This is a genomic window from Actinomycetospora flava (genome assembly GCF_037400335.1).
Taxonomy (GTDB): Bacteria; Actinomycetota; Actinomycetes; order Mycobacteriales; family Pseudonocardiaceae; genus Actinomycetospora; species Actinomycetospora flava.
This window is the reverse complement of the sequence record NZ_JBBEGM010000001.1, coordinates 1,212,811-1,239,243: the sequence shown is the minus strand read 5'-3', so window position 1 is coordinate 1,239,243 and position 26,433 is coordinate 1,212,811. Positions and strand designations below refer to the sequence as shown.

Sequence of the window (26,433 nt, the reverse complement as noted above, 5' to 3'; positions counted from 1 at the left end):
CACCTCCTCGCCGTGACCGTACCCAGCCTCGCACAAGTGCGACATCGGCGGCGCAGTTGGTCAGTTAAGTGCTACGTTGATGTCGCAGTTAGTTCGCAGGCACGAGCTCAGGAGCACACCGTGGATCTCCAACTCACCGGCAAGCGCGTTCTCGTGACGGGCGCGAGCAGGGGCATCGGCCTCGCGATCGTCCGGGCCTTCCGCGACGAGGGGGCCTCCGTCGTGGCCGCGGCCCGGCGGAGCACGCCCGAGCTCGACGCCACCGGCGCCGAGTTCGTCGCGGCCGACCTCGCGACGCCGCACGGCCCGCAGGAGCTCGTCGACGCGGCCCTGGCCGCCGACCCCCGGCTCGACGTCCTGGTGAACAACGTCGGCGGCGGCGACCGGGTGGGCAACCTCGTGTTCGGCGAGACGACCGACGAGGAGTGGCACGAGGCGCTCGAGCTGAACCTCATGGCGCCGGTGCGGATCACCCGTGCGGCGCTGCCCGCGCTGCGGGCGAGCCGCGGCGCCGTGGTGAGCGTGTCGTCGGACAGCGCCCTGACCCCGCGCCAGGGAGCCGTGGGCACGCCGATCGCGTACCCGACCGCGAAGGCGGCGCTGAACGCGACGATGAAGGCGCTGTCGGTCGAGGAGGGCGCCCAGGGGGTCCGGGTGAACACCATCAGCCCCGGCGCGACCCGGACCTCGCTCTGGGACGGCGAGGTCGGCGCCGCGTTCGCGGCGGCGGCCGGCGTCTCGCGGGAGGACCTGCTGGCCGCGCTGCCGGCGCAGGCCGGGCTGATCACCGGGCGCTGGATCACGCCCGAGGAGATCGCCGCGTCCGTCGTGTTCCTGGCGTCGCCGCTCTCGGCGAGCACGATCGGCGCGAACGTCCTCGTCGACGCCGGGGCCAAGCGCGCGCTGTGACGGACGCGGCGCCGGCAACCCCGTCGACACCCCGGCGGCCGCGCCCGTAGCCTCCCGCCCCGTGATCTGAGCACTCCTCGCCCGACGCCGGCCCGTCCCCGAAGGAGTGCTCCCTTGTCGTCGATCACCTACGTCCTCGTCCACGGCGCGTTCGCCAACGCCTCGCACTGGGGTCCGGTCGCCCGGGCGCTCGCCCTGGAGGGCCACCGTGCCGTCGCGGTCGACCTGCCCGGGCACGGGCTCGACGCGCGCCCGACCGGCATGGCCGGGATCTCCACCGCCGACGACGTCGCGGCGGTGGTCGCCGTGGTCCACGCCGCCCGGGAGCACGGTCCGGTCGTGCTCGTCGGCCACAGCCGGGGCGGGATGACGGTCACCGCGGTCGCGAACGCGGTGCCCGAGCTGCTCGACCACGTCGTCTACGTCTCGGCGTGGTGCTGCGTGGGTGCGGGGCCGTCGACCTACCTCGCGGAGACGGGGCCCTCGGCCCTCGACGTGCTCGCCCCGAGCCTGATCACGGCCGACCCCGCCGAGGTCGGGGAGCTGCGCGTCGACCTCCACACCACCGACCCGCAGGCCCTCGACGCCCTCCAGGACGCCCTGCTCGCCGACGGCTCCCGGCCCGAGCTGCTCGCGGTCCTCGCGGCGATGGACACCCGCGAGGCGCTCGCGATCGACGAGGACGCCGTGCGCGTCGATCCCGCGGCCTGGGGTCTGCTGCCGCACACCTACGTGCGGCTCTCCCGGGACCGCGCGATGCTGCCGGCGCTGCAGGACCGCTTCGTCGCCGAGGCCGACGCCGCGCTCGCGCAGCCGTTCACGGTGGTCGACGTGCCGACCTCGCACGTCGGGATCCAGTTGTGGCCGGAGCGGCTGGTGGACGTGCTGACCGACCTGTGATCAGCCTTCCGGCGGCTCGGCCCAGCGGATCAGCGCGATCGCCGCGACGACGAGCACGCCGCCCGCGACCTGCGTCGCCGTCGGCTCCTGGGACACGAGCCACCAGGCGCCGAGCACGGCGAACAGCACCTCGCTCAGGCCGACGAACGACGCCAGCCGCGACCCGAGGCGCCCGACCGCCGCGATCCCGGTGAGGTAGGCGAGCGCCGTCGACAGCGCCGCGACCAGCACCACGCCGACCCACCACGGCGCGGTCCAGCCGGCGAGGTCGATGGGGGCGGTGTTCGCCTCGAGGGGCAGCAGGCCGACGAGGCCGACGAGCAGGACGACGGCGGTCCCCACCAGGGCGCCCCCGGCGGTGAGCACGAGCGCCGGGGGACCGTCGTCCTCGCTCGCGTCGGCCGACAGCCGGAAGTACGCCGCCAGGCACACCGCGGCGCCCAGCCCCCACAGCACACCGACGACGTCGACGTCCGCACCGCGCCCGACGTCGAGCACGAGCCCGAGGCCCAGGATCGCGAGCGCCGCGCCCAGCAGCGTGGCGGGCCGGGGACGCAGGGCCGTGCGCGCCCACGTCCAGGCGAGCAGCAGGACCGGGGCGGTGTACTCGATGAGCAGCGCGACGCCGACCGAGAGGTGCCCGACCGCGCTGAAGTAGCAGACCTGCGCCCCGGCCAGCGGGACGACGCCGTACACGACGACGGGGCGCAGGTGGCGTCGCCGCAGGTAGCGGCCCCGCGCCGCCATGACCGCCAGCGGCACCACGAGCAGGAGGGCGGCCCCGCCGAGGCGCCCGACCACGACGGCGAGCGGCGACCACCCGGTGGCCAGCAGCGCCGCCGCGAACGGTCCGGCGAGCCCGAAGGAGAAGCCCGAGAGCAGCGCGATCGCGAGCCCGGGCGCGGTGCGGGCGGGTCGCTGATCGGCTCCGGCGCCGGGGTCGCCCACGACGGATGATCAGAGCAGCCGGGGTACCTGCCGGGCAACCCATCACGGTTCGGTGATGCGTCCCCCGGGTTTCCGGTATTGGTGCCGATGGATCGCGTGCTCCTAGCGTGGGGTGCTCCCCGCGACCGAGGAGCCGCTCCATGACCGCCACGCTGGACCTCGACGACCCCGCCTTCCTCACCGGCGACCGCCACGCCGAGTACCGGGCGATCCGCGAGCAGGGTGCCGTCCTCACCGTCGGCGATCCGGAGCACCCGACGCACGTCCTCACGCGCTACGCGGACACCCACGCGGTGCTGCGCGACACGACGGCGCGGATGCAGCCGGAGGGCCAGGACGCGCCGCCGTGGATGCCCGAGGGTCCGGCGCGCCGACGGCTGCGGGCGAACATGGTGCAGACCGACCGGCCGATCCACACGCGCCTGCGCGGTGTCGTCGCGCCGCTGTTCACGGCGCGGCAGGTCGAGAAGCTCCGGGCGGCCGCGGCGGCGGAGGTCGCCGACGAGCTCGGCGCACTGACGGCCGCGGGCGGGCGGTTCGACGCGGTCACGCAGCTCGCGGCGCGGGTGCCCCGCGGCGTGCTCCGTCTGCTGATCGGCATGCCGGAGGAGGACTGGGAGCCGCTGCTCCGGACCCAGGTGGACTTCCTCATGATCTTCTCGCCGTTCCCGCTGGACGCCGGGCACCAGGCCCGCCTCGACGAGGTGTCCGGGTTCTACCTCGACTACTTCGACGGCCTGCTCGGCCGCACCACCGCGCCGACCGACCTCGTCCGGCGCCTGCTCGACGCCGAGGAGCGCGGCGAGCTGTCCCGCGACGAGGTGCTCTCGCTCATGCACACGGTGCTCGACGCCGGCTTCGAGACCACCCGCACGTCGATCTCCAACATGGTCGAGCTCTTCGCGACGGTGCCGGGGCTCTTCGACGCGGTCCGGGCCGACCTCGCCCTCGTCACCCCGATGGTCGAGGAGACGCTGCGCCTGCGCGCGCCGGTGCAGGTCGTCCCGCGCATCCTCACCGCGGAGTACGTGGCCTCGGACGGCACGACGGTCCCCGCCGGCGCGACGACGCTGTGCGGGATCGGGTCGGCGAACCTCGACGAGCGCACCTTCGACGCCCCCGAGCGGGTCGACCTGACGCGTCCGAACGCGTCCCGGCACCTGGCCTTCGGCGGCGGGCTGCACCACTGCGTCGGCGCCCCGCTCGCGCGGATCCAGCTCCAGGAGACCGTGACCGGGCTGGCGCGCCACGTCACGCGCCTCGAGCCGGACGGCCCGTCGGACCGCTACCCGTCGCTGATGTTCCCGTCGCTCGCGACCCTGCCGGTGCGCGTCGGCTCCTGACGCTTGCTCGCCGCGACGTCGCGCAGCGCCGCGACCGCCGCGCGCTGCAGCGGCGAGAACCAGCTGGTGTCGCGCGAGAACAGGCCGATCCCCTCGGCGAGCCGCGCGTCCCGGATGCGGACGGCGCGCAGCCGCCCGGACGCGACGTCGTCGGCGACGCAGTACCAGGGCGCGAAGCACACCCAGTCGTTCGCGGCGACGGCCGCCTTGAGGGCCTCCGCGTGCCCGAGGCGGATGACGTAGGACGGCGCCGGCAGGCCCTGGGCCCGCAGCTGGGCGTCGAGCACGCGCTCGATCGCGACGCCCGCCGGCACCCCGACGATCGGCAGCGCGAGCGTGTCGGCGAGGTCGATCTCGTCGCCGGCCGGCGGCCCGCCGGGGGCGGCGCAGAGCAGGATCTCCTCGTCCCAGAGCTTCTCGGCCTGGACGCCCGCCGGGGGGACGTCGTCGTACCAGGTGGTGACGGCGAAGTCGACCTCGCCGATCTCGACCCGGCGCATCGCGACGGCCGGCTCGCTGATGGAGATCGTGATGTCGGCGCCCGCGCGCTCGCGGCGCAGGTCGGTCATCAGCGGGGGCAGCAGGTAGGTGCCGATCGCCATGCTCGTGGCGACCGAGAGCGACCCCGCCGCGCCGGCGTTGAGGTCCTCGATGTCGCGCTGCACCTGCGCGCCGCTGGCCAGGACCTCCTTCGCCCACGCGTAGAAGCGCGAGCCCGCCTCGGTGAGCGCGATCCGGCGGCCCTCGCGGACGAACAGCGGTGCCTTCACCGCCTTCTCCAGCGTCCGCAGCTGCGCCGACACCCACGGCTGCGCGACCTGGAGCCGCTCGGCCGCCCGGGTCACGCCGCCCTCGTCGACCACTGCGCAGAACGTCTCGAGGCGCCGCAGCTGGGACGACAGACTCATACGAGAAAGCTTATCGGAAGGTCGTACTACTCGTCATGGTGCTATGTGTTCCGCGTCTCTAGCGTCGAGAAGCACACCACCACGGACGAGGAGGTCTGCGATGAATCCGCTGCTCAGCGGCAATACGCTCAAGCTCGGACTGTTCTGCACCAACGGTTCCGGGGCATCGCAGACGCTGGTGCCCGAGGCGCACGAGATGGACTGGGACCTCTCGCTGCGCACCGCCCGGGCCGCCGACCGCGCAGGCCTCGAGGCCGTCGTGCCGTTCGCCCGCTGGAAGGGCTATCCCGAGGGCCGCCCGGAGCACCGGTCGGGGCGGGTCATGGAGCCGTTCACCTGGGCGGCCGGCATCGCCGCGGCCACCGAGAACATCGGCGTCTTCGCCACCTCGCACGCGCCGACCATGCACCCGATCGTCGCCGCGAAGCAGGCGGCCACGGTCGACCACATCTCCGGCGGACGGTTCGCGCTCAACGTGGTGGGCGGCTGGAACCGGCCGGAGCTGGAGATGTTCGGCGCGCCGATGCGCGAGCACGACGAGCGCTACGACCACCTCGCCGAGTGGCTCGAGGTGATCCGGAGGCTCTGGGCCGAGACCGAGGAGTTCGACGTCCACGGCCGGTTCTTCGACGTCGTCGGCGGCGTCTCCCAGCCCAAGCCGGTGCAGCCCACCATCCCGATCATGAACGCGGGCGGGTCGCCGCGGGGCATGCGGTTCGCCGCAGAGCACGCCGACCTGTGCTTCGTCATCGTGGCGTCCGAGGACGAGCACGCGATCCGCGCCCAGGTCGAGGGCTACCAGCAGATGGCGCGCGAGGAGTTCGGCCGCGAGGTGCGGCTCTGGACCCACACGGTCGTCGTGCAGCGGGACACGCAGGCCGAGGCCGAGGCCTACCTGCGCCGGTTCTCCCAGGAGTACGAGGACGTCGAGAGCGTCGACGCCTGGATGCGGCTGCAGGGCGCGAACACCCAGCTCATGCCGCCCGAGGTCATGACGGCCATGCGCCAGCGCTTCGCGGCGGGCGCCGGCGGGTTCCCGCTGGTCGGGACCGCGGAGACGATCGCGGAGCGCCTCGAGATGCTCAGCGCCGCCGGCATCGAGGGCGCGCTGCTGACCTGGGTCGACTACGACGCGGGCCTCGCCGACTTCACCCGCGACGTGCTGCCCCGTCTCGAGCGGGCCGGGCTGCGGACGCCGGTCGGGTCGCCCGCCGCGACGCGGGAGCCGGTGGCCGCGGGATGAGGATCGCGCGCTTCCGCACCGCGACCGGCGGCGGCTTCGGCGTCGTCCTGGGCGACCACGTCGCCCGGCTCGACCACCGCGTCCCCTCGTTCGCCGACCTGCTCACCGACCCCGTGACCCCGACGCCCGACGACCCGCGGGTCCCCGTCGCCGACGTCGCCTGGGAGCCCCCGATCGGCGACCACCCGAAGGTCGTCTGCGTCGGCTTCAACTACGCCGCCCACGCGGCCGAGTCGTCCCGGGCGCCCGACGAGCAGCCCCGCCCCACCCTGTTCGCGCGCTTCGGCGACTCCTTCGTCGGCGCCGGCACCCCCGTCGTCCGGCCCGCGGGCGAGGACTCGCTGGACTGGGAGGGCGAGGCGGCGCTGGTCGTCGGCCGCGCCGGCCGCCGCATCCCCGCCGCCGAGGCCTGGTCGCACGTCGCCGGCGTCACCTGCGTCGCGGAGAACAGCGTCCGCGACTGGCAGCTCCACTCCACCCAGGCCACCGCCGGCAAGAACTGGCACCGGTCGGGCGCCGTCGGTCCGTGGCTGACCACGACCGACGAGGTCGGCGGCGGCCCGCTGCGCGTCACGACCCGGCTCAACGGCGCGGTGGTCCAGGACGACACGACCGACCGGCTGACCTTCTCGTTCGCCGAGCTCGTCGCCTACGTCAGCACCTTCACCCCGCTGCGCCCCGGCGACCTCATCGCCACCGGGACCCCCAAAGGCATCGGGCTGCGCCAGGAGCCGCCCCGGTTCCTGCGTCCCGGCGACGAGCTGGAGGTCGAGGTCTCGGGCGTCGGGGTCCTGCGCCACGGCGTCGTCGACGAGGTCCCGGCGTTCGCAGAGGCGGCGGTATGAGGTCCTGGACCGAGGACGACGTCCGCGCGGGGCTCACCGTGCCCGCGGTGATCGACGCCCTGGAGCGCGTGCTCGCCCACGAGGCCGACGGCACGGCGTGGAACATCGACAAGACCATGAGCACCTGGCCGGCCGAGGGCGGCCGGGGCAGCGCGCACGCCCTGGGCGCGGTGGACCTCACCGCCGACTTGACGATCTTCAAGACCTGGGTGAACACCCCGGCCGGGGCGAGCGCGCTGATGACGGTGTTCGCCGCCGCCGACGGCGCGACCCTCGGCGTCGCCGAGGCCGGTGCCGCCGGTGCGCTGCGCACGGCGGGCATCTCCGGCGTCGCGACGCGCCTGCTCGCCGATCCGGCCGCCGACGAGCTCGCGGTGCTCGGCGCCGGACGCCAGGCGCTGCGCCAGGTCGAGGCCGTCGCGGCGGTGCGCCCGCTGCGCCGGGTCCGGCTGTGGAACCGCACGGCGGCCGGCGCCGAAGCGCTGGCGACGAGGGTCCGCGACGAGCTGGGCCTGCGCGCCGACGTCGCGGCGACCGTCGAGGACGCGACGCGCCACGCCCCGGTCGTCACCGCGATCACCCGGGCCGACGAGCCGTTCCTGTCGCTGGCGCACCTCGCCGACGGCGCGCACCTCAACGCCGTCGGGGCGATCCTGCCGACGCACGCGGAGCTCGCCCCGGACGTGCTCGCCGGGTCCGCGCTCACCGTCGTCGACAGCGAGCCGAACGCGCGGCGGGGGTCCCGGGAGCTGCGGGAACGGGACGACTGGGGGAGCGTCCGCACGCTCGCCGAGGTCGTCGCGGGCAAGGTCACGCGCCCCGCGACGCCCCGCCTGACCGTGTTCAAGGGCATGGGCATGGGCCTGTCCGACCTGGCCGTGGCCGGGCTGCTCACCGGGGGGCGCTCGTGAAGTTCCGCAGCGACCCCGCCCGCATCCGCGGCTCGATCGCCCCGGTGATCACCCCGTTCGCCGCCGATGGCGCGCTCGACCTCGCGTCCCTGCGCGGCCTGGTCCGCTGGCAGCTCGACGCCGGGGCGCACGGCGTCTCGATCGGCGGGTCGACGGGGGAGCCGTCGGCGCAGACGGCGGCCGAGCGGATCGCCGCGATCCGCGCGGTGGCCGCCGAGGTCGACGACGACGTGCCGTTCCTGCCCGGCACCGGCTCAGCGAAGCTCGACGAGACGCTGGAGATCACGGCGGCCGCGCGGGACGCGGGCGCCGACGCCGCGCTCGTGATCACGCCGTACTACGCGCGGCCCACGCAGGAGGCCCTGTACCGCTGGTTCGCCACGGTCGCCGGCGAGTTCCCGGACCTGCCGATCGTGCTCTACAACGTGCCGTCCCGGACGGCGGTCGACGTGGCCCCGGAGACCGTGGCCCGGCTGTTCCGCGACTGCGACAACGTCGTCGGGGTCAAGGAGACGACCAAGGACTTCGAGCACTTCTCCCGCGTGCTGCACCTCTGCGGGCGCGAGCTGATGGTCTGGTCGGGCATCGAGCTGCTCGGGTTGCCGCTGCTCGCGCTAGGTGGCGCCGGGTTCATCTCGGCGGTCAGCAACCTCGCCCCGGGCGCCGTCGCGCGGATGTACGCGGCGTGGGAGGCCGGCGACCACGAGACCGCCCGCGACCTGCACTACGGCCTGCACCCGCTGGTCGACCTGCTGTTCGTCGAGACCAACCCGGCCCCGGCGAAGTCGGTGCTGGCCCGGCAGGGCCGGATCGCGTCCGACCACGTGCGCCCGCCCCTGATCCCCCTCACCGCCGAGGCCCGCCCGCGGGTCGACGCGCTGCTCGCGCAGGGCGCCGCCCTGCTCGAGTCGCCCTGACGCGAGAGAAGACCGCCATGTCCGCACCGCACCGACCCCGCCGGGTGGCTCTCGCCGGCCTGATCGGGACCACCATCGAGTGGTACGACTTCTTCATCTACGGCACCGCGGCCGCGCTGGTGTTCGCGCCGCAGTTCTTCCCGCAGGTCTCCCCGGTCGCCGGGACCCTCGCGGCGCTGTCGACCTACGCGATCGGCTTCGTCGCCCGGCCCGTCGGCGGCGCGGTGATGGGCCACTACGGCGACCGGCTCGGCCGGCGCCGGATGCTCGTCGCGTCCCTGCTGATCATGGGCGTCGGCACCCTGCTCATCGGGCTCCTGCCGACCTACGCCGCCATCGGCGTCGCGGCCCCGGTGCTGCTCGTGCTCCTGCGGTTCGTCCAGGGCATCGGGGTCGGCGGGGAGTGGGGCGGCGCCACCCTCCTCGCCCTCGAGCACGCCCCGCCCCGCAAGCGCACGCTCTACAGCTCGCTGCCGCAGGTCGGCCTGCCGCTGGGTGTGGTGCTGGCGAGCCTGGTGTTCCTCGCCGTCCGGCTCGCGATGGACGAGGCGGCCTTCGCGGCGTGGGGCTGGCGCGTCCCGTTCCTGCTCAGCGCCCTGCTCGTCGTGTTCGGGCTGGTGCTGCGGCTGCGCCTCGACGAGAGCCCCGAGTTCGAGCGGGTCCGCGCGACCGCGGAGGTCCGGCGCGCCCCCCTCGCCGACGTGCTCCGCGCCCCGCGCGTGCTCGTCCCGGCCGCCGGGCTCAACGTGCTCGTCTCCGGGCTCGCCAACATCCTGCTCGTCTTCACCCTCGCCTACGTCGCGGTGCGCCAGCTGGTCGGCGCGCAGACGATGCTGGCGGTCACCGTCGTCACGGCGCTGGTCTGGGCGGGCGTGATCCCGCTGGCCGCGGTGTGGGCCGAACGCCGCGGGCGGCGCGAGGTGATCCTCGTCGGCGTCCTCGCGCTGACGGCCTGGGCGTTCCCGTACTTCTGGCTGATCGACACCGGCACGGTGCTCGGCACGCTCGCGGCCTGCGTGGTCGCCGGCGCCGGGTTCGCCGTGGCGTCCGGCCCGTACGGGGCCTATCTCGCCGACGCCTTCCCGACGGCCGTGCGCTACAGCGGTTCGTCGGTCGCCTACGCGCTCGGCAGCGTCCTCGGCGGCGCGCTCGCCCCGATCGCCGCGACCGTCCTGTTCGCCGCGACCGGCACCGGCACGGCGATCTCCGCCTACGTGGTCGTCCTGGGGCTGATCAGCCTCGTCGCGACCCTCACCCTCCGCAGCCCTCACCTCGCGCCGGCTCCCGCCGACGCGCCTCTCGAGAGGAAGCCCGCATGAGCCTCACCGACATCCCGACCGCCGCGCCCCTCGTCGACGTCAGCGGCGCGGCCGCCTCGACGCCGCGGCCGTGGACGCCGCTCAAGGTCTCCCGCGCCGAGATCGAGGCCGAGATCGAGCGCCTCGCCGCCGCCCCCCGCCCGGCCAACGGGCGGCGCGGCAGCCGGATCGTGCACCCGTCCGCGACGGCCCCGGGCCTCGGGCTCGCGCCCGGTGTGGCGGTGACGATCGAGGTCCTCAACCCGGGCGAGGAGACCACGCCGCTGCGGGAGAACGCGCACCGCGTGGAGATCGGCATCCTGGGCAGCGGCCGCATCGAGGTGGCTGACTCCCACGTCGACCTCGCGCACCTCGACGTCGCGAACCTGCCCTCGATGCAGCCGTTCCGGTTCCGCAACGACACCGGCGAGGTCTGGGCGCGCCTGAGCTACTCCAACGCCCCGCTGCTCGAGAAGCTCGGCGTGCACTACGCCGAGGACCTGCCGCTGACCTGGGCGCCGTCGCCGGCGCACGCCCCGGCCCCGGCGACGCAGGACAGCGAGAAGGTCGCCTACACCCGCGCGACCGCGCCCGACATCGCGATCGGGGACCGGGGCGCCCGCCTGCGCGGGTACGAGTTCCTCGTCGACGTCGAGGTCGTCGAGTCCCGGCCCCTGCACTGGCCGTGGGCCGAGGTCTCGTCGCACCTGTCGAGCGAGGTGGGCGACGGCAAGCGCACGATCATGGCGCTGTACAACCCGGCGACCCAGCGGCGCCAGGGCGCCACGCACAGCTTCTTCGTCACCGCGACCGCGATGCCCGCGGGCCGCCCGCCGCGCCGGCGTGGCCCGGGCCACCGGCACTCCTCGGTGGCGATCAACTATCACTTCGCCGGCTCCGGGGTCAGCACCGTCGACGGTGTCGACATCGCCTGGGAGGCCGGCGACCTGCTGCTCTCGGCGCCCGGCTGGCTCGAGCACGCGCACTACGAGGGTCCCGACGGCCTCGCCGTCTACACCGTCCAGGACCACCCGCTGCACATCGGCATGGAGTCGCTGGTGTGGCAGGAGAAGATGGACGGGCCGGTGCTGGCGCTGGGCTCCGAGGCGGGCCAGACCGGGTTCGTCGGGCCGCGCGAGGCCGGCGAGTGACCGAGGTCGATCTCGACCCCTACGACCCGGACCTCACCGAACCGGGAGTCTGGGACGTGTACGCCGCGGCGCGCGCGGCCGGGCCGGTCGCGCGGTCCGCACGCCGCGGCGGGTTCTGGGTGCTCACCGGCTACGACGACGTCCGCGCGGCCCTGCGCGACACGGCGACGTTCTCGTCGGCGTCGGGCCACCGCATCCCGACCGACGGCACCCAGCGGTCGATCCCCATCGACTTCGACCCGCCGCTGCACACCGCGTACCGGCGGCTGATGGGCCCGGCGCTCTCGACGGCGCGGGTGCGGGCGCTGCGGCCGTTCCTCGAGCGCACGATCGCCGACCTCGTGGGGCGGTTCGCCGCCCGCGGGGGCGGCGACTTCGTCCGCGAGGTGGCGCTGCCGCTGCCGCTGGCGGTGCTCACCGAGCTCGTCGGGTTCGCGCCGGAGACCGTCGAGCGGTTCCGCGAGGTCACCGAGCAGATGTGGTCGGGGCTGACCGCCGACGGCGACGAGGTCGACTTCGCGGGCGCGGCGCGGCGGGTCTCGGAGCTCATGGCCTCCGAGCTCGCCGCCCACCGCGAGCACGCTGCCGACGACTTCGTGACGACGCTGCTCACCGCCGAGATCGACGGCCGTCCCCTGGGCGAGGACGAGCGGATCAGCATCCTCGCGACCTTCGCGGTGGCGGGGCACGAGACGACGATGAACGCGGCGAGCACGCTGGTGGCCCTGCTGCTCGAGGACCCGGCGCGCCAGGAACGGCTGCGCGCCGACCCGTCGCGGGCGAAGGGCTTCGTCGAGGAGATGCTGCGCCACCGCAGCCCCGCCCAGAACTTCGCGCGGCGCGCCACCTGCCCGGTGAGCGTCGGCGGGCAGCTCGTCGAGGAGGGCGACGCGGTGCTGCTGTCGTTCGCGGCGGCCAACCGGGACCCGGCGCGCTTCGCCGATCCCGAGCGCTTCGACCCCGACCGCGACGTCCGCGGCCACCTCGGGTTCGGCTGGGGCATCCACGCGTGCCCGGGTGCCGCGCTCGCGCGCACCGAGCTGACGATCCTGCTCACCACCCTGTGCGCCCACCCGCGCCTGCACCTGTCCGACGAGGTCCGCTGGAGCGGTCTGCAGGGCGGCAACCACCTGGGTCCGACGGCGCTGCCGGTGCGCTTCGAGGAGTGACCGGGCCGGGGGCGAGGATGCCCCCCATGACGACGGCGGCGGTGACGGCGCTGGTCCTCGACCTCGCCGGGACGTTCGCGTTCGCGCTCAACGGCGCGCTCACGGCGGTCCGGGCGGCGCGGCTCGACATCGTCGGCGTGATCACCCTCGGGATGATCACCGCGCTGGGTGGCGGCATCGTGCGCGACGTCCTGCTCGGCGCCCTGCCGCCGGCGACGTTCAACGACTGGCGCTACCTCGCCGTCGCCGCCGTCGGGGGCCTGGTCGCCTTCGCCCTGAGCCGCCAGCTCGAGCGGCTGGCGACGCCCATCGAGATCTTCGACGCCCTCGGGCTGAGCCTGTTCGCGGTGACCGGCGCGGCCAAGGCGATGGCGCTGGGCGCGGGCGCGGGGCAGGCGATCCTGCTCGGCGCGATCACCGCGGTCGGCGGCGGCACGATCCGCGACGTCCTCGTGCGCCGCGTCCCGACGGTGCTGAGCAGCGAGCTCTACGCGATCCCGGCGCTGCTCGGGGCCGCGGTCGTCGTGGTCGGCACGCGGACGGGCTTCGGCGCCCTGCTGCCGGCGCTGGCGGGCGCGGCGGTGTGCCTGCTCGTCCGCCTGCTCGGGCTGCGCTTCCGCCTCGACGCGCCGCACCCGCCGGGACGTCCCGACACTCCGTGATCGTCACGCATCACCCGGTCGGCGGGTGCAGCGATCGGCATGAACCGTCGACGGAAGGGGGACGGGCCACCGCCCGTCGCGGAGGGAGGGACGTTCCCATGAGCTCGAACCCGGCAGGTCGCGGGCGCCACCGGCTCGTCGTCGCGCGCGGCGCGGTCCGGCGCCACCCGGGACGTGCGGCGTCCGTCCTGGGCGCGGTGGTCGTCGCCGCGGGGACCGCCCTGGCCGTGCCCGCCCTGGCGGCACCGGCGCAGAACACCCAGAACGTCGAGGAGAGCCCCGCGGCGCAGGCCGCGCACGCGGAGGCGCAGGTTCCCGGGACGCCCTGCTCGGTGTCGGCGCGCGCCTGCGTCGACCTCGAGTCGCAGCGCGCCTGGCTGATCCGCGACGGCAAGGTCACGCGGGGCCCGATGACCATCGCCTCGGGCGGCGAGGGCCGCGCCACGCCGGTGGGCCACTCGCTGCGGGTCTACCGCAAGGAGGTCGACCACGTCTCCGGGGAGTCGAAGACCCGAGACGGCCGGCCCGCGCCGATGCCGTACTCGGTGTTCTTCGCCGACGGCGGGATCGCCTTCCACAGCGGCGACCCCTCCCGCTCTTCGGCCGGCTGCATCCGCATGGAGACCGACGACGCCCGGGCCACGTTCTCCGACCTCGAGGTCGGCGACAAGGTGCAGGTCGTCAACGCGTCGCAGGAGCAGGCCGCACGCGGCGGCGCCCGCCAGTAGCGACACGCGTGCCCGGCGGGGGAGTCCCGCCGGGCACGGTGTGGCAGACGGTCGGTCAGCCCTCGCGCGGGATGTTCGCGCACTGCTGGCCGGCGTTGATGCAGTCCGCGCCCCGCTGCGACTGCGCCTCGGTGGCGAGGTTCTCGTAGTCGGAGTGGTCGGTGCGCGGGTCGTGCTGCTCGTTCGGGAAGCTGTCGATCGAGAACGAGCGGCCGTCGGGCTGGTCGTAGGTCAGCGTGATCCGCAGCGCGGGCACGGGGACCTCGTCGCGCTCGCAGTTGCCCTGCGCGTCCGGGAACGTCATGTGCGAGCGCAGGTCCTCGGTCTCGAGGTTCTCGCCGTCCCAGCAGCTCGGGTAGTCGAGGAAGCGCACGAGCTGCGAGCCCGGGCCGCAGATCGGGTACCGGTCGGTGACCCGGTCCTCCTGCCCGGTGCAGGTGTACTTCGCGTTGACGTTCTTCTGGTCCTGGGCGCCGGCCTTCGCGTTGCCCATGATGATCATCAGGTGCGCCGGCATCGGCTCGACCTCGCGGTCGCCGTGCCCGCGGAACGACAGCTGCGCCGAGCGCGGCTCCAGGATCGCCCCGACGTTGCCGTCGCGGCCGCCGCCGTCGGCGTCCGCGTCGGGGCCGGTGCCGTTCAGGTCGCGGACGACCGGCCAGAAGAACGTCGACTGGTCGCCGTTGACGCAGCTCGTGGCGCCCTGCTCCAGGGAGCGCTCGTCCGAGTCCGCGTCGGTGGTGCGGTTGCCGACGTAGTCGTGGACGTGCTGCGCGCCGTTCCGCTTGCCCGGGGCGGCCATGTAGTTGTCGGAGTTGTTGTGGTCGCTCACGCCGCAGTCGACGGTGTACGACCCGCGGCTGAACACGCCGCCCTCGCCGATGTTGCCGCTCGGCTCGACGTCGGCGATGTCGACGTAGTCCTCCGGACCGGCCGGGGCGGCCTCGGCGCGACCGGGGAACGGGTCGGCGGCCGCGGCGTTCGGCGCGCTCTGGACCTCGCCGACGTCCTCGGCCGGACGCTGACGGTCCACGCGGTCGCTCCGGCCGTCGTCCTGGCCGTTCTCCCGGCCGTTCTCCTGACCGTTCTCCTGGCCGTCGTCCTGACGGGCCTGGTCGGCGTCGGCGTCGGCGTTCTCGCCGTCGTCGGCCTGCTGGTCGTCCTGCTGCTCGTCCCGGTCCTGCTCGCGCCGGTCGTCCTGCCCGTCGCCCTGGCGGCCGTCCTCGGTGCCCGAGCCGTCCTCGGTGCCCGAGCCGTCCTCGGTGCCCGAGCCTTCCTCGTCCGACGCGTCCTGGCCGGAGCCCTGGTCGCCGCCCTCGCCGTCGCCCCCGGAGTCGCCGCTCGAGTCGTCGCCGCCGGAGTCGCCGCTCGAGTCGCCGCCGCCGTCGTCGTCACCCGAGCCGTCGTCCGACGACCCGCCCGTCAGGGAGCTGAGGATGCCGCCGCCGTCGCCCGCCTCGTCGGAGGCGGCGGCGTTGCCGGCCACCATGACGACGCCGAGCGTCACGAGCAGGGCCGCCACGGCCGCGATCAGGCGTGTCGGCAGGCTGGAGCGGTGTCGGCCGCGTCGGGGCACGGGGAACCTCCTGACGGTGCCCGCGGCGCCGGGGACGGGGGAGCTCGTCCGGGGGCCGACGCCGGGGCAGGGGTGTCCTGCGGTGGAGTCGGCGGAGCGCAGGCGGCGGGATGACGAGGGGGAGCGTCGCCGCCCGGCTCCGACGGGAGATCACGCTAGGGACACGACGGTCCGGTGATCGCTTGTCTGAGAGCGCCCGAGCGGCGGCGCCGCCCACCGGCGTGCCCGTCGCGCCGAACAACGCCCCGTCTGCGCCGGATGTCGCAATCGGGCGTCCGAGTGCCGTTCAGGTCTCTCAGGTCCGCGGTGTCGGGGTCCTCAGCGTCCGCAGGGCGAGCGCGGCGAGCACCGTGAGGACGAGGAACCCGCCGGCCAGCGCGAGGAAGATCCAGGAGCCGGTGAGCACGAACACCACGAGCCAGGCGACCGCGAAGGCGGACGTCGTCCAGACCTGGAAGACGTACCGGCGGCGTTCGTCGGGCCGCACCCGGCGGGAGAGCCCGGACCCGCCCTCGGCGTCACGCCGTGCCGCGGCGGACAGGGCCCGGCGGCGGGCGTCGGCGGCCGGGTCGCGCTGGCGGTCGTCCACGCCCGCACGGTACCGCCGGGGGCCCTGTCGCCTCGTTCCAACGGTCGTTAGCGTGTTGGCATGAGCGAGGACCAGTGCGACCTCCTGTGCCTCGACCTCCCGCACGCCGAGGACATCCGGACCTCGCTGCCCGACCTCGAGGTGCTGACGGCGCGGGCGGCGCTCGGCCGGGCGCTCGCCGACCCGACACGCCTCGCGGTCGCCGCGGCGCTGCTGGCCGGCGACGAGCTGTGCGTCTGCGACATGGCGTGGGTGGTCGGGCACGCGCAGAACCTCGCGTCGCACCACCTCCGCCAGCTCCGGGCGGCGGGCCTCGTGACCTCACGGCGCGACGGCAAGCTCGTCATGTACCGGCTCACGCCGGTCGGGCGGGAGCTGGTCCGCGCGGTCCTCGGACCTGCGGTGGTGTGACCGTGAGCGATGCCTGCTGCGGTCCCGAGGAGACGCCGGCCCCGAGCGGGCGCGGGTGGTGGCGGGTCCGCGAGCTGCAGTACGCGGCGGCCGCGGCGGTGCTGCTGGGCGCGGGGTGGGCGCTGCCCGATCCCGTCGGCGCCGGAGTGCAGCTGCTCGCCGCGGTGGTCGGCGCGCGGAGCTTCGTGCCCGGCGCGATGCGGGGCCTGCTCCGCGGGCGCCTGGGCGTCGGCCTGCTGATGACCATCGCGGCGGTCGGCGCCGTGGCCCTGGGGCGCTTCGAGGAGGCCGCGCTGCTCGGGGTGCTGTTCTCGACGGCCGAGGGGCTCGAGCACCACGCGGTGGACCGCACGCGGCGGGGTCTGCGGGCCCTGCTGTCGCTCGTCCCGCGCACGGCCTCGGTGCTCCGGGACGGCGGGGAGGCGCAGGTCGCGCCGGAGGAGCTCGTCGTCGGCGACCGCCTGCTCCTGCGCCCCGGCGAGCGCGCGGCGACCGACGCCGAGCTGGCCGGAGGCACCACGGTGCTCGACGTCTCGGCGATCACCGGCGAGTCGGTGCCGGTCGAGGTGGCCGCCGGCGACGGCGTCCCGGCCGGCGCGATCAACGCCGGCAGCGCGGTGGAGCTGGTCGTCACGACACGGGCCGTCGACTCGTCGCTCGCGCGGATCGTGCACATGGTCGAGCAGGCCCAGGAGCGCCGGGGCGCCGGTCAGCGCCTCGCCGACCGCATCGCGCGGCCGCTGGTGCCGGCGATCCTGGTGCTCGCGGTGCTGGTGGCCGGGCTCGGGCTGGTGCTCGGGGACCCGCTGCGCTGGATCGAGCGGGCTCTCGTGGTGCTGGTGGCGGCGTCGCCGTGCGCGCTCGCGATCGCGGTGCCGCTCACCGTCGTGGCCGCCGTCGGCGCCGCGAGCCGCCACGGCGTGCTGATCAAGGGTGGCGCGGCGCTGGAGGAGCTCGGCCGGGTCGACACCGTCGCGCTGGACAAGACCGGGACGCTGACGCGCCACGCGCCCCGTGTCGTCGACGTCGTGGTGGCGTCCGGGACGCGGGCCGAGGTGGTCGCGCTCGCCGCCGCCCTGGAGCGGCGCAGCGAGCACCCGCTGGCGCCGGCGATCGTCGCGGCCGCCGACGGTCTCGACGTGCCCGGGGCCGCCGACGTCGAGACGGTGCCGGGGCACGGGCTGACCGGGAGGGTCGACGGCGCGCCGATACGTCTCGGTCGGCCCGGCTGGGTCGCGCCGGGCGACCTGCCCGTCGCGGCGCTCGAGGAGGCCGGCGCGACGGTCGTCGTCCTCGAACGGTCCGGCGTGGTGCTCGGGGCGCTGGCCGTCCGCGACGACCTGCGCCCCGAGGCGCCGGAGGCGACAGCCGCGCTGCACGCCCTCGGGCTGCGGACGGTGATGCTGACCGGCGACAACGCCCGCACCGCCCGGGCCCTCGCCGGCGAGGCCGGGATCGGCGAGGTCCACGCCGGCCTGCTGCCCGAGGACAAGGCCGCGCGGGTCGCGGGCCCGGGCGCCGTCGCGATGGTCGGCGACGGCATCAACGACGCCCCGGCCCTGGCGACCGCGCGGGTCGGTGTCGCGATGGGCGCGATGGGCACCGACGTCGCGCTCGAGACCGCCGACGTCGCGCTCATGGGCGACGACCTGCGCCACCTCCCGCAGACGTTCACCCACGCCCGGCGCGCGCGGCGGATCATGCTGCAGAACATCGGCCTGTCGCTCGCGATCATCGTGGTGCTCATCCCGCTCGCCGCGCTCGGTGTGCTCGGGCTGGCGGCGGTGGTGTTCGTGCACGAGCTCGCCGAGGTCCTCGTCATCGGCAACGCCCTGCGCGGGGCACGGATCGCGGCGCTGCCGGAGGCGCCGCCGCCCCCGCCGTCCTCGGCGCCCGGTCTCGCCCTGGCGCCGGTCGCGACGGGGGAGGGCGACGGCTGCTGCGAGCACTGCTGAGCGGCTACTCCGGGTCCAGCCGCAGCGTCGTGGCCGCGGCCTCGTCGCCCACCATGCGGTCCACGGAGCCGGCGCCGTACCGGCCGTACTTGGCGCGGTAGGCGTCGTCGACGATCTCCCGGGACGTGGTGCCGAGATCGTCCACGGTGACGTCCGCGTCGACGCTCGGAACGTGCACGCGGGCCCGGCGGGACGCGAGGACGCGGCCGAACCAGCCGGTCCCACGCCGGTACCAGGTCCGCACGTAGACGTGATCGTCGGCGGTGACGACCCAGATCGGCGTCGGGCGTCGCAGGGTGCCGTCGGGCCGTCGGACGGCGATCTCCAGTTCGTCGGCGGCGGCGATGCGTTCCAGTGTCTGCGGGGTCCAGCTCATGGGCGCGACGCTAGGACCTCGACAGAACTCGAGGTCCAGTCGCCGGCGGCAAGATCCGGATTCCTGGCGCGAATGTCTCGCGGAGCGGAGCGTTCGCTCCGGTAACCCGGATCTTGCCGCCCGGCGGGGCCCCGAATCGACCGCGTGGAGATACGGACACTCAACGTCTGCGGCGCCACGCCGCTGACACGCCAGGCGAGCGTGTGGCATCGCGGACGTCCGGTGTCAGCGGTGGCCCACCGCTGACAGTCCGGGTCAGGCGAGCAGGCGGCCGCCGAGGTGTTCGGCGAAGTGCGCCTCGATCGCGCGGTACAGGCGGAACTGGTTCTCGGGGTTCGCGAAGCCGTGGCCCTCGTCCTCGGCCATCAGGTACTCCACCGGCACGCCGCGCCCGCGCAGGGACGCGACGATGTTGTCGGACTCCGCCTGCACGACGCGGACGTCGTTGGCGCCCTGGGCGACGAGCAGCGGGGTGCGGATCCGGTCGACCATGGTGATCGGCGAGCGGGCCAGCATGTCCGCCTCCTGCTCCGGGATCGCCGGGTCGCCGACGTAGCCGTACCAGCTGTTGACCTGGAACGGGCGGACGAACTCGGGCAGCGTGCGCATGAAGTTCGCCAGGTTCGAGATGCCGACGTAGTCGACGGCGGCGGCGAAGAAGTCGGGCGTCACGGTGACCCCGACCAGCGAGGCGTAACCGCCGTAGGAGCCGCCGTAGATGCCGATGCGGTCGGGGTCGGCGAAGCCCTCGCCCACGGCCCACCGCGCGGCGTCGATGAGGTCGTCGTGCATGGCGCCGGCGAGCTCGCCGATCGCGGCGGTGAGGTGGCGCCGGCCGTAGCCGGTCGAGCCGCGGAAGTTGACGTGCAGGACGGCGTAGCCGCGGTTGGCCAGGAACTGCGCCTCCGGGTCGTAGCCCCAGGAGTCGTGGGCCCACGGCCCGCCGTGCACCACCAGCACCAGCGGCAGCGCCGACGGCGGCTCGCCCACCGGCAGCGTCAGGTACGCGTGCAGCGGCAGCCCGTCCCGCGCGGCGAACCGCACCGGGGTCACCGGCGCCAGCTCGGCGGGATCGAGGTGGGTGAACGCGCGGAACAGCAGCCGGCTCTCGCCGGTCGTGCGGTCGACCAGCCAGGTCACGCCCGGCTCGCGGTCGTGCACGAAGCTCGCGATCCAGTACCGCTCGGCCTCGTCCGACGACAGCCCGTGCAGCACGCCCTCGGACAGCGGGGCGACCGCGTCGAACACGTCGGCGTAGGCCGGGTCGACGACCTCGATGCGCGGCCGGTCGCCGACGAAGCGGGCCGCGATCACCTCGCGGGTGCGGGCGCTGGTGAACACCGCCGCCGGGAGCAGCGGGGAGAGCAGCCCCATCGTGTCGACGTCCTGCCCCTCGACGGCGGCGACGACGCTCTCCTCGCCCGTCTCCCGGTCGATGCGCACCAGCCGCAGGTCGTCGGCGTCCTGGTACAGCCCGAGCAGCAGCCCCGACCCGTCCGGCGTGGCCATCTGCGGGTTCACGCCCAGCGGGTGCTCCGGGCCGCCGACGCGGCGCAGCAGGCGCGTCTCGAGGGTCCCGGGATCGACCGCGGAGAACTCGTAGGTGCCGTCCTGCGTGAGCTCCGTCAGGAACGCGGGCCGGCCCTCGGCGTCGACCAGGTAGCTCGCGCCCAGCGCGGGCTGCTCGTGGTGCAGGGTCGTCGCCCCCGTGGCGAGCTCGATCCGGAACGCGTCGAAGTGCATCGGCCGCCGGTTCATCCACACCAGCACGTGCCCGGGGTCCGACGGCAGCGTCTGGGTCCCGGCGACGCGGGATCCGGGCGGCAGCGGTGTGAGGTCCACCGCCGGCTCGGGGTCATCCCCACCCACCCCGGTCAGGTCGACGCGGAAGAGGTGCCAGTCCTCGTTGCCGTCGGTGTCCTGCTCGTAGAGCAGCCAGCGCGGGTCCTCGGTCCAGGAGTAGTTCTTGATGCCGCGGCGCGCGTCGCGGGTGACGCAGACGGCCTGCTCGTGGTCCTCGTCGATGCCGCGGATCCACACCTGCGTCCGGCCGTACCGCGGGGCCAGGTAGGCGAGGCGGGTGCCGTCGGGCGAGACCGTCGCGTGGGCGAACTCGGGGTCGGCGAAGAACTCCTCGACGTCGCGGAGCCGGGGGCGGCTGCTGGTGCTGGTCGGGCCTGCCGTCTGCGTCATGGGGCCAGGTGACGGTGTGCCGTCACGGCATGCTCAAGCGGCTGTGGCGCGGCTCTCAGCCCTGGGCGTCGCGCAGCGTCAGGACCACCCGCATGACCCGCTCGACGGCCGCGTCGAACAGCGACCCGCGCAGCTCGCCGCGGTCGGCGAGGTTCTGCGCGGCGAAGTCGACCGTCCGCTCCGGCCCGAGACGGCGCACGAGCAGCGCGGCGACCTCGTCGAGATCGAGGCCCGGGTGGTCCAGACGCGCCAGGGCGAACTCGACGATCAGCTCCTCGTCGGACACGGCGGCCTCCCTCCCCGGACCTCCATCATGCGCACGTCGACGACGCCGAGGAACCCCGAGGAGAGTGGCATGGCTCGCGCCGAGCGCACCGACGACGTCCTGCACGTCACGTTCGACCGCCCCGAGAAGCGCAACGCGCTGCGCCGCGCCGACATCGACGAGGTGACGGGGCTGCTCGACGACCGCGACCTGCGCGCCGTCGTCTTCCGCGGCGCCGGCGACCGCGCGTTCAGCGCCGGGGTCGACGTCGGCGAGTTCCTCGCGCTCGACGGGCCGGACGCGGCGCGCTCGTTCATCACCGCCCTGCGGGACCTGCTCGCCGCGGTGCGGCGCATCCCCGCCGTCACGATCTGCGCGATCGACGGCCACTGCCTCGGCGGCGCGTTCGAGCTCGCGCTCGCCGCCGACCTGCGGGTGGTCACCACCCGGGCGCGCTTCGGGCTGCCCGAGGTGCGCCTCGGCATCCCCTCGGTGATCGACGCCGCGCTGCTGCAGCAGTTCGTCGGTCTCGGCCACGCCAAGGAGATGATCCTGACCGGCGACGTCTACCCGGCCGACGCCCCTCAGGTCGCCGCGCTCTGCGGGCGGCCGGTCGCCCCGGAGGACCTCGAGGCGGCCGTCGGCGACCTGCTCGCACGGGTCACCGGGCACACCCGGACCGTCGTCGCGGCCCAGAAGCGGCTCTTCGAGACCTGGCAGGACCAGCCGCTGTCGGCGGGGATCGACCTCAGCGTCGACGAGTTCGCCGGCGTCTTCGCCGCCGCGGACACGCGCGCCGCGCTCGCCGCCTACCGGAGTTCCCTCGGCGCCGGGTGACCCCGGTCATGCCGCCTTGAGTGTGCCGCAACGTCACGGCCTTCCCTCGGCACGGTCGGCGCAGCACACCCCGGGAGGGGACGACATGATCACCGAGAAGCCGCGCCACCGGGGGGAGGACCTCGATCCCGTCACCGCGCCACTGCCGGTCGCCGCGTCGGGAGCACCCGTGTCGCCGGGCCGGGCGATCCTCGCGCAGATGGGCGGCTGGCCCGGGGTCGTCTACACCAACGTGCCGGCGATCGTCTTCTCGGTCGCCACCGCGTGGATCGCCCTGCTGCCGAGCACGTCGTCGCCACCGCGTTCGCCGCGGTCGTGTTCGCCGGACGCTTCGCGGTGAACCGGACGCTCCACCTCGCCGAGGCCACGGGCGGGCTCGCGGCGGCGAAGGTCGTCACCGGGTTCCCCCTCACCGCGCTGATGGGCCTGGTCGTGATCTGGGCCTTCCGTCGCACGACCAAGCGCCTGATCACGGGATGAACCGTGCTCAGCCCGGCCGGCCCTCGCCGGCCAGGGCCCCGTCGAGCACGGTGTCGAGGAGGGCCGCGAGCTCCGCGGCGAGGTCGAAGGGTTCCGGTTCGACGGCCACCCAGCGGGTGACGGCCGAGAAGTAGCCGAGCGCCAGGAGGCGCCCGACCTGCGTGGGCGTCGCGGACGGCGCGAGCACCGTGTCGGCGTCCGAGAGCAGCTCCGCGAGATCCCGGGAGAGCGGGTGGTCGAGCAGGATGTCGGTCTGGCGGACGCCGAGCGGCATGATCGCCGAGGTCTCCACCCGGGTCTCGAGGTTGACCGCGGCGAGCGCGCGGAAGTAGTTCCCGAGCAGCATCCGCGCCGGCTGGCGCGTGCGGTCGGAGTCCTTGAACGACAGCGCGGCCCGCTGCCGCCGGCGCAGGGTCCACTCCTCCAGGAACGCCACCTTGCGGGGGAAGTGGTTGAACACCGTGGTCCGCGCGAGGCCGGCGCGCTCGGCGATGTCGTCCATCGAGGTCTCGTCGAAGCCCTTCTCGACGAAGAGCTCGACGGCGGCCTCGAACATGCGGTCGCGGCGCTCGTGGCGCCCGCGCGTGCGGCGGGACGGTGGTGGCCCGGGCGTGGCGTCCGACTCCGCCACGAGCTCGCGGATCGTCGGCGCTTCGTCGAGGTTCATCGCCCCCAGTACACCACGAGCACCCACGAATCTGTACTCGGGTCTTGTTTCGTAGGAGTCAACGTCCTAGCGTCCGGGGACATCGAAGTTGTACTCGGGTACGGATTCCTGTCACCGGAGACCTCATGTCCCTCACCCCGCCCGCCCCGTCGCCGGGCCCCGTCGGCGAGCTGCGCCGGCACTGGGCCGCGCTGACCGCGGCCACCGTCGGCATCGGCACCGGCGTCGCCGTGATGCCCTTCTACACGAACGGCCTGTTCATCCCGGCCCTCGAGGCCGAGTTCGGATGGTCCCGGTCCCAGCTGTCGTCGCTGGCCCTGGTCGGCGCCGTCATCACGATCCTCACCTCGCCGCTCGTGGGCGTGATCGTCGACCGGTTCGGCGTGCGCCTGCCCGGCGTGATCTCGCTGGTGGTGCTCGGCGCCGCCTACTTCCTGCTCTCCGCGAGCGGCGGGTCCTTCGCCGGCTACCTCGCGATCTGGGTCGGCATGTACGTGCTGGCCGCGGCCTCGACGGCCGTGTCGTTCACCCGCACGGTCAACGAGCGCTTCGACCGCGCGCGAGGACTCGCCCTCGGCATCGCGCTCGGCGGCGCCGGGCTCGTCGCCTTCGCCGTCCCGCAGATTCTCGGCGGGACGATCGCCGAGGACTGGCGCGGCGGCTACCGGATCCTCGGCGTCGTGATCCTCGCCGGCGCGGTGCTCGTGCTGCTGCTCATGCCCCGCCACCGCCCGGCCGCGGCCGCGCCGAGCGACGTGGCCGCACCCCGGTTCCGCGTCGCGCCCCTGCTGCGCACCCCGCTGTTCGCGCGACTCGCCGTCGCGTTCCTCGCCATCTCCCTGGCCGTCGGCGGCCTGACCGTCCACCTCGTGCCGCTGCTCCGCGACGCCGGCGTGGCGCCCACGTCCGCGGCGGCCACCGCCGGTCTCGTGGGGATCGCGGTGATCGTCGGACGGGTCATCAGCGGCCTGCTCGTCGACCGCTTCTTCGCGCCACGCGTCATGGTCGGCGTGCTGCTGGTGGCGGCGCTCGGCTACGTCGCGCTCGTCGTCGGCGGGCCGACGTTCGCGAGCGCCGCGGCAGTCGGCGTCGGGCTGGCCCTCGGCGCGGAGGTCGACGTCGTCGGCTACCTCGTCGCGCGCTACTACGGCATGGCCGCCTACAGCCGGATGTTCGGCGTCTTCTACGCCGTGTTCACGCTCGGCGTCGGCGCGAGCCCGCTGCTCATGGCGGCCGTGCGCGGTGCGACCGGCAGCTACACCGCGCCGCTGCTCGGCGCCGTCGCCCTGCTCGGCGTCGCGGTCGTGCTGCTGTTCACCGCGCCGCGCTTCCCGAGCACCACCCCCGCGGCGGACGCGTCCGTCCCCGCGACCACCACCGCAGGAGGAGCGTCATGAAGTGGGTGACCTACGACGCCGGCGACGGTGACCGCGCCGGCCTGCTCGAGGGCGACAAGGTCCACGGCCTGGCCGCCGGCACCACGCTGGTGTCCCTGCTCGGGGACGACGGCGAGCGCCTCGCCGCCGCCGGGGAGACCGCGCGGACCGACCCCGCCGAGGTCCGGCCGCTCGACGCGGTGCGGCTGCTCGCGCCGGTCCCGCGGCCGCCCGCCGTGCGCGACGCGCTGTGCTTCCTCGACCACCTGCGCGGCTGCTACCGCGCCCTGGGCCGCCCGCCGGAGCTCCCGGAGGTGTGGTCGCAGACGCCCGCGTTCTACTTCGGCAACCCCGCGGCGGTCGTCGGCCCGCACGACGACGTGGCGATCTCGCCGGCGTGCGAGCTCTTCGACTTCGAGCTGGAGATCGGCGCGGTCATCGGGCGCGGCGGCCGCGACCTGCACCCCGACGACGCCGCGAGCCACATCGTCGGGCTCACGTTCTTCAACGACTGGTCCGCCCGCGACCTGCAGATCCGCGACATGGCGCACGGCATCGGGATGGGCAAGGCGAAGGACAGCGCCATCACGCTCGGCCCGGCGCTGGTCACCGTCGACGAGTTCGCCCCGGCGCCGGACGGGCGCTTCCCGGTCGAGGTGTCGGCGGCCGTGAACGGCACCGAGGTCGCGCGCGGCTCGCTCGCGGACGCCGACTGGTCGTTCGGCGAGATCCTCGCCTACGTCTCCCGGGGCACCGACCTCGTGCCCGGCGACGTCGTCGGCTCCGGCACGGTGCCCGGCGGCTGCCTGCTCGAGCACGTCGACACCGCCGACATCGCCGCCTTCTCCGGCTGGCTGAAGCCCGGCGACGTCGTCTCCCTGCGCTCACCGGTGCTGGGGGAGACCTCCCAGACGATCCTGCCCGCACCCCCCGTCACCCGGCTGCGGTCGGGTTACTGATCCGGAGCTTCCCGTGACGACCCTCGTCGACCTCACCCGCACCATGGACCCGGAGCGCCGCGCCCAGGTCCACGAGTCGTTCCGCGCGCTCGAGACCGTGATCGCGCCGCGCATCGAGTACCTGCGCCCGGAGTCCGGCGGCCTCGACCGCATGACCTCGATCTTCGGCTGCGAGCCCGCCGACCTCCCCGACGGCGAGGGCTGGGGCGAGGACCTGCTCACCGACATGAACACCCACTGCGGCACGCACGTGGACGCCCCGCTCCACAGCGGCAACCGCGTCGAGGGCCGCCCCGCCCGCACCCTGAGCGACATCGGCCTCGACGAGCTCTTCCGCCCCGGCATGGTGCTCGACCTGCGGGAATGGGTGTCGCCGGGCGAGGCGATCCCGATCGAGGGCCTCGAGGCCGCGGTCAAGGCGACCGGCCGCGACATCGCCGAGGGCGACGCCGTGCTGCTGCGCACCGGTCAGGAGGACTGGTACACGGTCGCCGACCCGGAGTACTTCAACTACCCGGGCATGACCGGCGAGACCACCCGCTGGCTGACCTCCCGCGGCGCCACGATCCTCGGCACCGACGCGATGGCCTGGGACCGGCCGTTCCCCGTGATGCGCCGGGCGTTCGAGGAGACCGGCGACCCCGGCCAGATCTGGGACGGGCACTTCGCCATCCGCGACAAGGAGGCGTTCATCGTCCAGCAGATGACCAACCTCGGGGCCCTGCCGCTCACCGGGTTCACGGTCGGCTTCTTCCCGATCAAGCTCCCGGGCACCAGCGCCGCGCCGGCCCGGGCGGTGGCGTTCGTCGAGGACTGA

The 26,433-nt window shown here is 74.7% G+C and carries 27 protein-coding genes; 19 read left to right on the top strand and 8 right to left on the bottom strand.

Going from position 1 to position 26,433, the window contains the following annotated elements; translation table 11 throughout:
• Positions 1-120: 120 nt before the first annotated feature.
• Positions 121-909: an SDR family NAD(P)-dependent oxidoreductase gene (locus tag WCD58_RS06160; protein ID WP_337700558.1), complete on the top strand. Its 789-nt coding sequence runs from the start codon at positions 121-123 to the stop codon at positions 907-909.
• A gap of 114 nt (positions 910-1,023) precedes the next feature.
• Positions 1,024-1,809 carry an alpha/beta hydrolase gene (locus WCD58_RS06155; protein WP_337700556.1) on the top strand — a complete coding sequence of 262 codons (786 nt, stop codon included), beginning with the start codon at positions 1,024-1,026 and terminating at the stop codon, positions 1,807-1,809.
• On the opposite strand, the gene WCD58_RS06150 is transcribed toward WCD58_RS06155, so the two are convergent.
• A complete protein-coding gene (locus WCD58_RS06150; RefSeq protein ID WP_337700555.1) occupies positions 1,810-2,757 on the bottom strand; it encodes an EamA family transporter in 948 nt (315 codons plus the stop codon). It lies immediately after the preceding gene.
• Between the two features lie 140 nt (positions 2,758-2,897).
• Here WCD58_RS06150 and WCD58_RS06145 point away from each other — a divergent pair, with 140 nt between their 5' ends.
• Positions 2,898-4,100, top strand: a complete 1,203-nt coding sequence (locus WCD58_RS06145; RefSeq protein WP_337700553.1) for a cytochrome P450 — start codon at positions 2,898-2,900, stop codon at positions 4,098-4,100.
• Here WCD58_RS06145 and WCD58_RS06140 read toward each other — a convergent pair.
• The gene (locus tag WCD58_RS06140; protein ID WP_337700551.1) at positions 4,043-5,008 is read right to left on the bottom strand and encodes a LysR family transcriptional regulator; all 966 of its coding nucleotides are present in this window, start codon (positions 5,006-5,008) and stop codon (positions 4,043-4,045) included. The genes WCD58_RS06145 and WCD58_RS06140 overlap by 58 nt on opposite strands.
• Positions 5,009-5,108: 100 nt before the next feature.
• Between WCD58_RS06140 and WCD58_RS06135 the strand changes: the two genes are divergently transcribed.
• The 9 genes from WCD58_RS06135 (at position 5,109) to WCD58_RS06095 (ending at position 13,932) form a co-directional block, all read left to right on the top strand.
• Entirely contained in the window at positions 5,109-6,251 is a 1,143-nt protein-coding gene (locus tag WCD58_RS06135) for an LLM class flavin-dependent oxidoreductase (RefSeq protein ID WP_337700549.1), read from the top strand.
• On the top strand, positions 6,248-7,096 hold the full coding sequence (locus WCD58_RS06130; RefSeq protein WP_337700547.1) for a fumarylacetoacetate hydrolase family protein: 849 nt from the start codon (positions 6,248-6,250) through the stop codon (positions 7,094-7,096). Before WCD58_RS06135 ends, WCD58_RS06130 begins: the two co-directional genes overlap by 4 nt.
• Entirely contained in the window at positions 7,093-8,007 is a 915-nt protein-coding gene (locus tag WCD58_RS06125; RefSeq protein ID WP_337700545.1) for an ornithine cyclodeaminase family protein, read from the top strand. Before WCD58_RS06130 ends, WCD58_RS06125 begins: the two co-directional genes overlap by 4 nt.
• On the top strand, positions 8,004-8,924 hold the full coding sequence (gene dapA, locus WCD58_RS06120; protein ID WP_337700543.1) for a 4-hydroxy-tetrahydrodipicolinate synthase: 921 nt from the start codon (positions 8,004-8,006) through the stop codon (positions 8,922-8,924). Before WCD58_RS06125 ends, dapA begins: the two co-directional genes overlap by 4 nt.
• Positions 8,925-8,941: 17 nt before the next feature.
• Positions 8,942-10,243: an MFS transporter gene (locus WCD58_RS06115; RefSeq protein ID WP_337700541.1), complete on the top strand. Its 1,302-nt coding sequence runs from the start codon at positions 8,942-8,944 to the stop codon at positions 10,241-10,243.
• Positions 10,240-11,373, top strand: coding sequence for a cupin domain-containing protein (locus tag WCD58_RS06110; RefSeq protein ID WP_337700539.1), 1,134 nt, complete (start codon positions 10,240-10,242; stop codon positions 11,371-11,373). The genes WCD58_RS06115 and WCD58_RS06110 overlap by 4 nt, the downstream gene beginning before the upstream one ends.
• Positions 11,370-12,542 carry a cytochrome P450 gene (locus tag WCD58_RS06105; protein ID WP_337700537.1) on the top strand — a complete coding sequence of 391 codons (1,173 nt, stop codon included), beginning with the start codon at positions 11,370-11,372 and terminating at the stop codon, positions 12,540-12,542. Before WCD58_RS06110 ends, WCD58_RS06105 begins: the two co-directional genes overlap by 4 nt.
• 26 nt (positions 12,543-12,568) lie before the next feature.
• Positions 12,569-13,204 carry a trimeric intracellular cation channel family protein gene (locus WCD58_RS06100; RefSeq protein WP_337700536.1) on the top strand — a complete coding sequence of 212 codons (636 nt, stop codon included), beginning with the start codon at positions 12,569-12,571 and terminating at the stop codon, positions 13,202-13,204.
• A 98-nt stretch (positions 13,205-13,302) separates the two neighbouring features.
• A complete protein-coding gene (locus WCD58_RS06095) occupies positions 13,303-13,932 on the top strand; it encodes a L,D-transpeptidase (protein WP_337700534.1) in 630 nt (209 codons plus the stop codon).
• A 55-nt stretch (positions 13,933-13,987) separates the two neighbouring features.
• Here WCD58_RS06095 and WCD58_RS06090 read toward each other — a convergent pair whose 3' ends face one another.
• Positions 13,988-15,508 carry a DUF1996 domain-containing protein gene (locus tag WCD58_RS06090; protein ID WP_337700532.1) on the bottom strand — a complete coding sequence of 507 codons (1,521 nt, stop codon included), beginning with the start codon at positions 15,506-15,508 and terminating at the stop codon, positions 13,988-13,990.
• A 295-nt stretch (positions 15,509-15,803) separates the two neighbouring features.
• Positions 15,804-16,097, bottom strand: a complete 294-nt coding sequence (locus tag WCD58_RS06085; protein ID WP_337700530.1) for a hypothetical protein — start codon at positions 16,095-16,097, stop codon at positions 15,804-15,806.
• 60 nt (positions 16,098-16,157) lie between these two features.
• On the opposite strand from WCD58_RS06085, the gene WCD58_RS06080 reads away from it, so the two are divergent.
• Both WCD58_RS06080 and WCD58_RS06075 read left to right on the top strand, forming a co-directional pair.
• Positions 16,158-16,508 (top strand): ArsR/SmtB family transcription factor, encoded by a 351-nt coding sequence (locus WCD58_RS06080; RefSeq protein WP_337700529.1) that lies wholly within the window; start codon positions 16,158-16,160, stop codon positions 16,506-16,508.
• A gap of 2 nt (positions 16,509-16,510) precedes the next feature.
• Positions 16,511-18,463, top strand: coding sequence for a heavy metal translocating P-type ATPase (locus tag WCD58_RS06075; protein ID WP_337700527.1), 1,953 nt, complete (start codon positions 16,511-16,513; stop codon positions 18,461-18,463).
• Between the two features lie 4 nt (positions 18,464-18,467).
• Here WCD58_RS06075 and WCD58_RS06070 read toward each other — a convergent pair whose 3' ends face one another.
• The 3 genes from WCD58_RS06070 to WCD58_RS06060 all read right to left on the bottom strand — a co-directional run bounded on the left by WCD58_RS06070 (position 18,468) and on the right by WCD58_RS06060 (position 21,318).
• Positions 18,468-18,839, bottom strand: a complete 372-nt coding sequence (locus WCD58_RS06070) for a DUF2255 family protein (RefSeq protein ID WP_337700525.1) — start codon at positions 18,837-18,839, stop codon at positions 18,468-18,470.
• 255 nt (positions 18,840-19,094) lie between these two features.
• Positions 19,095-21,032, bottom strand: coding sequence for a S9 family peptidase (locus WCD58_RS06065; protein WP_337700523.1), 1,938 nt, complete (start codon positions 21,030-21,032; stop codon positions 19,095-19,097).
• 55 nt (positions 21,033-21,087) lie between these two features.
• Positions 21,088-21,318 (bottom strand): hypothetical protein, encoded by a 231-nt coding sequence (locus WCD58_RS06060; protein WP_337700521.1) that lies wholly within the window; start codon positions 21,316-21,318, stop codon positions 21,088-21,090.
• Positions 21,319-21,387: 69 nt separating this feature from the next.
• On the opposite strand from WCD58_RS06060, the gene WCD58_RS06055 reads away from it, so the two are divergent.
• On the top strand, positions 21,388-22,134 hold the full coding sequence (locus tag WCD58_RS06055; RefSeq protein WP_337700519.1) for an enoyl-CoA hydratase/isomerase family protein: 747 nt from the start codon (positions 21,388-21,390) through the stop codon (positions 22,132-22,134).
• A gap of 264 nt (positions 22,135-22,398) precedes the next feature.
• The gene (locus WCD58_RS06050; protein WP_337700516.1) at positions 22,399-22,614 is read left to right on the top strand and encodes a DUF3159 domain-containing protein; all 216 of its coding nucleotides are present in this window, start codon (positions 22,399-22,401) and stop codon (positions 22,612-22,614) included.
• Positions 22,615-22,621: 7 nt separating this feature from the next.
• On the opposite strand, the gene WCD58_RS06045 is transcribed toward WCD58_RS06050, so the two are convergent.
• Entirely contained in the window at positions 22,622-23,281 is a 660-nt protein-coding gene (locus tag WCD58_RS06045; protein WP_337700514.1) for a TetR/AcrR family transcriptional regulator, read from the bottom strand.
• Positions 23,282-23,406: 125 nt separating this feature from the next.
• On the opposite strand from WCD58_RS06045, the gene WCD58_RS06040 reads away from it, so the two are divergent.
• From WCD58_RS06040 to WCD58_RS06030, 3 genes are read left to right on the top strand one after another with little or no spacing between them, the layout of a single operon-like run.
• Positions 23,407-24,678, top strand: coding sequence for an MFS transporter (locus WCD58_RS06040; RefSeq protein ID WP_337700513.1), 1,272 nt, complete (start codon positions 23,407-23,409; stop codon positions 24,676-24,678).
• Complete coding sequence (locus WCD58_RS06035) at positions 24,675-25,616, top strand: fumarylacetoacetate hydrolase family protein (protein ID WP_337700511.1); 942 nt, start codon at positions 24,675-24,677, stop codon at positions 25,614-25,616. Before WCD58_RS06040 ends, WCD58_RS06035 begins: the two co-directional genes overlap by 4 nt.
• A 13-nt stretch (positions 25,617-25,629) precedes the next feature.
• Complete coding sequence (locus WCD58_RS06030; protein WP_337700508.1) at positions 25,630-26,433, top strand: cyclase family protein; 804 nt, start codon at positions 25,630-25,632, stop codon at positions 26,431-26,433.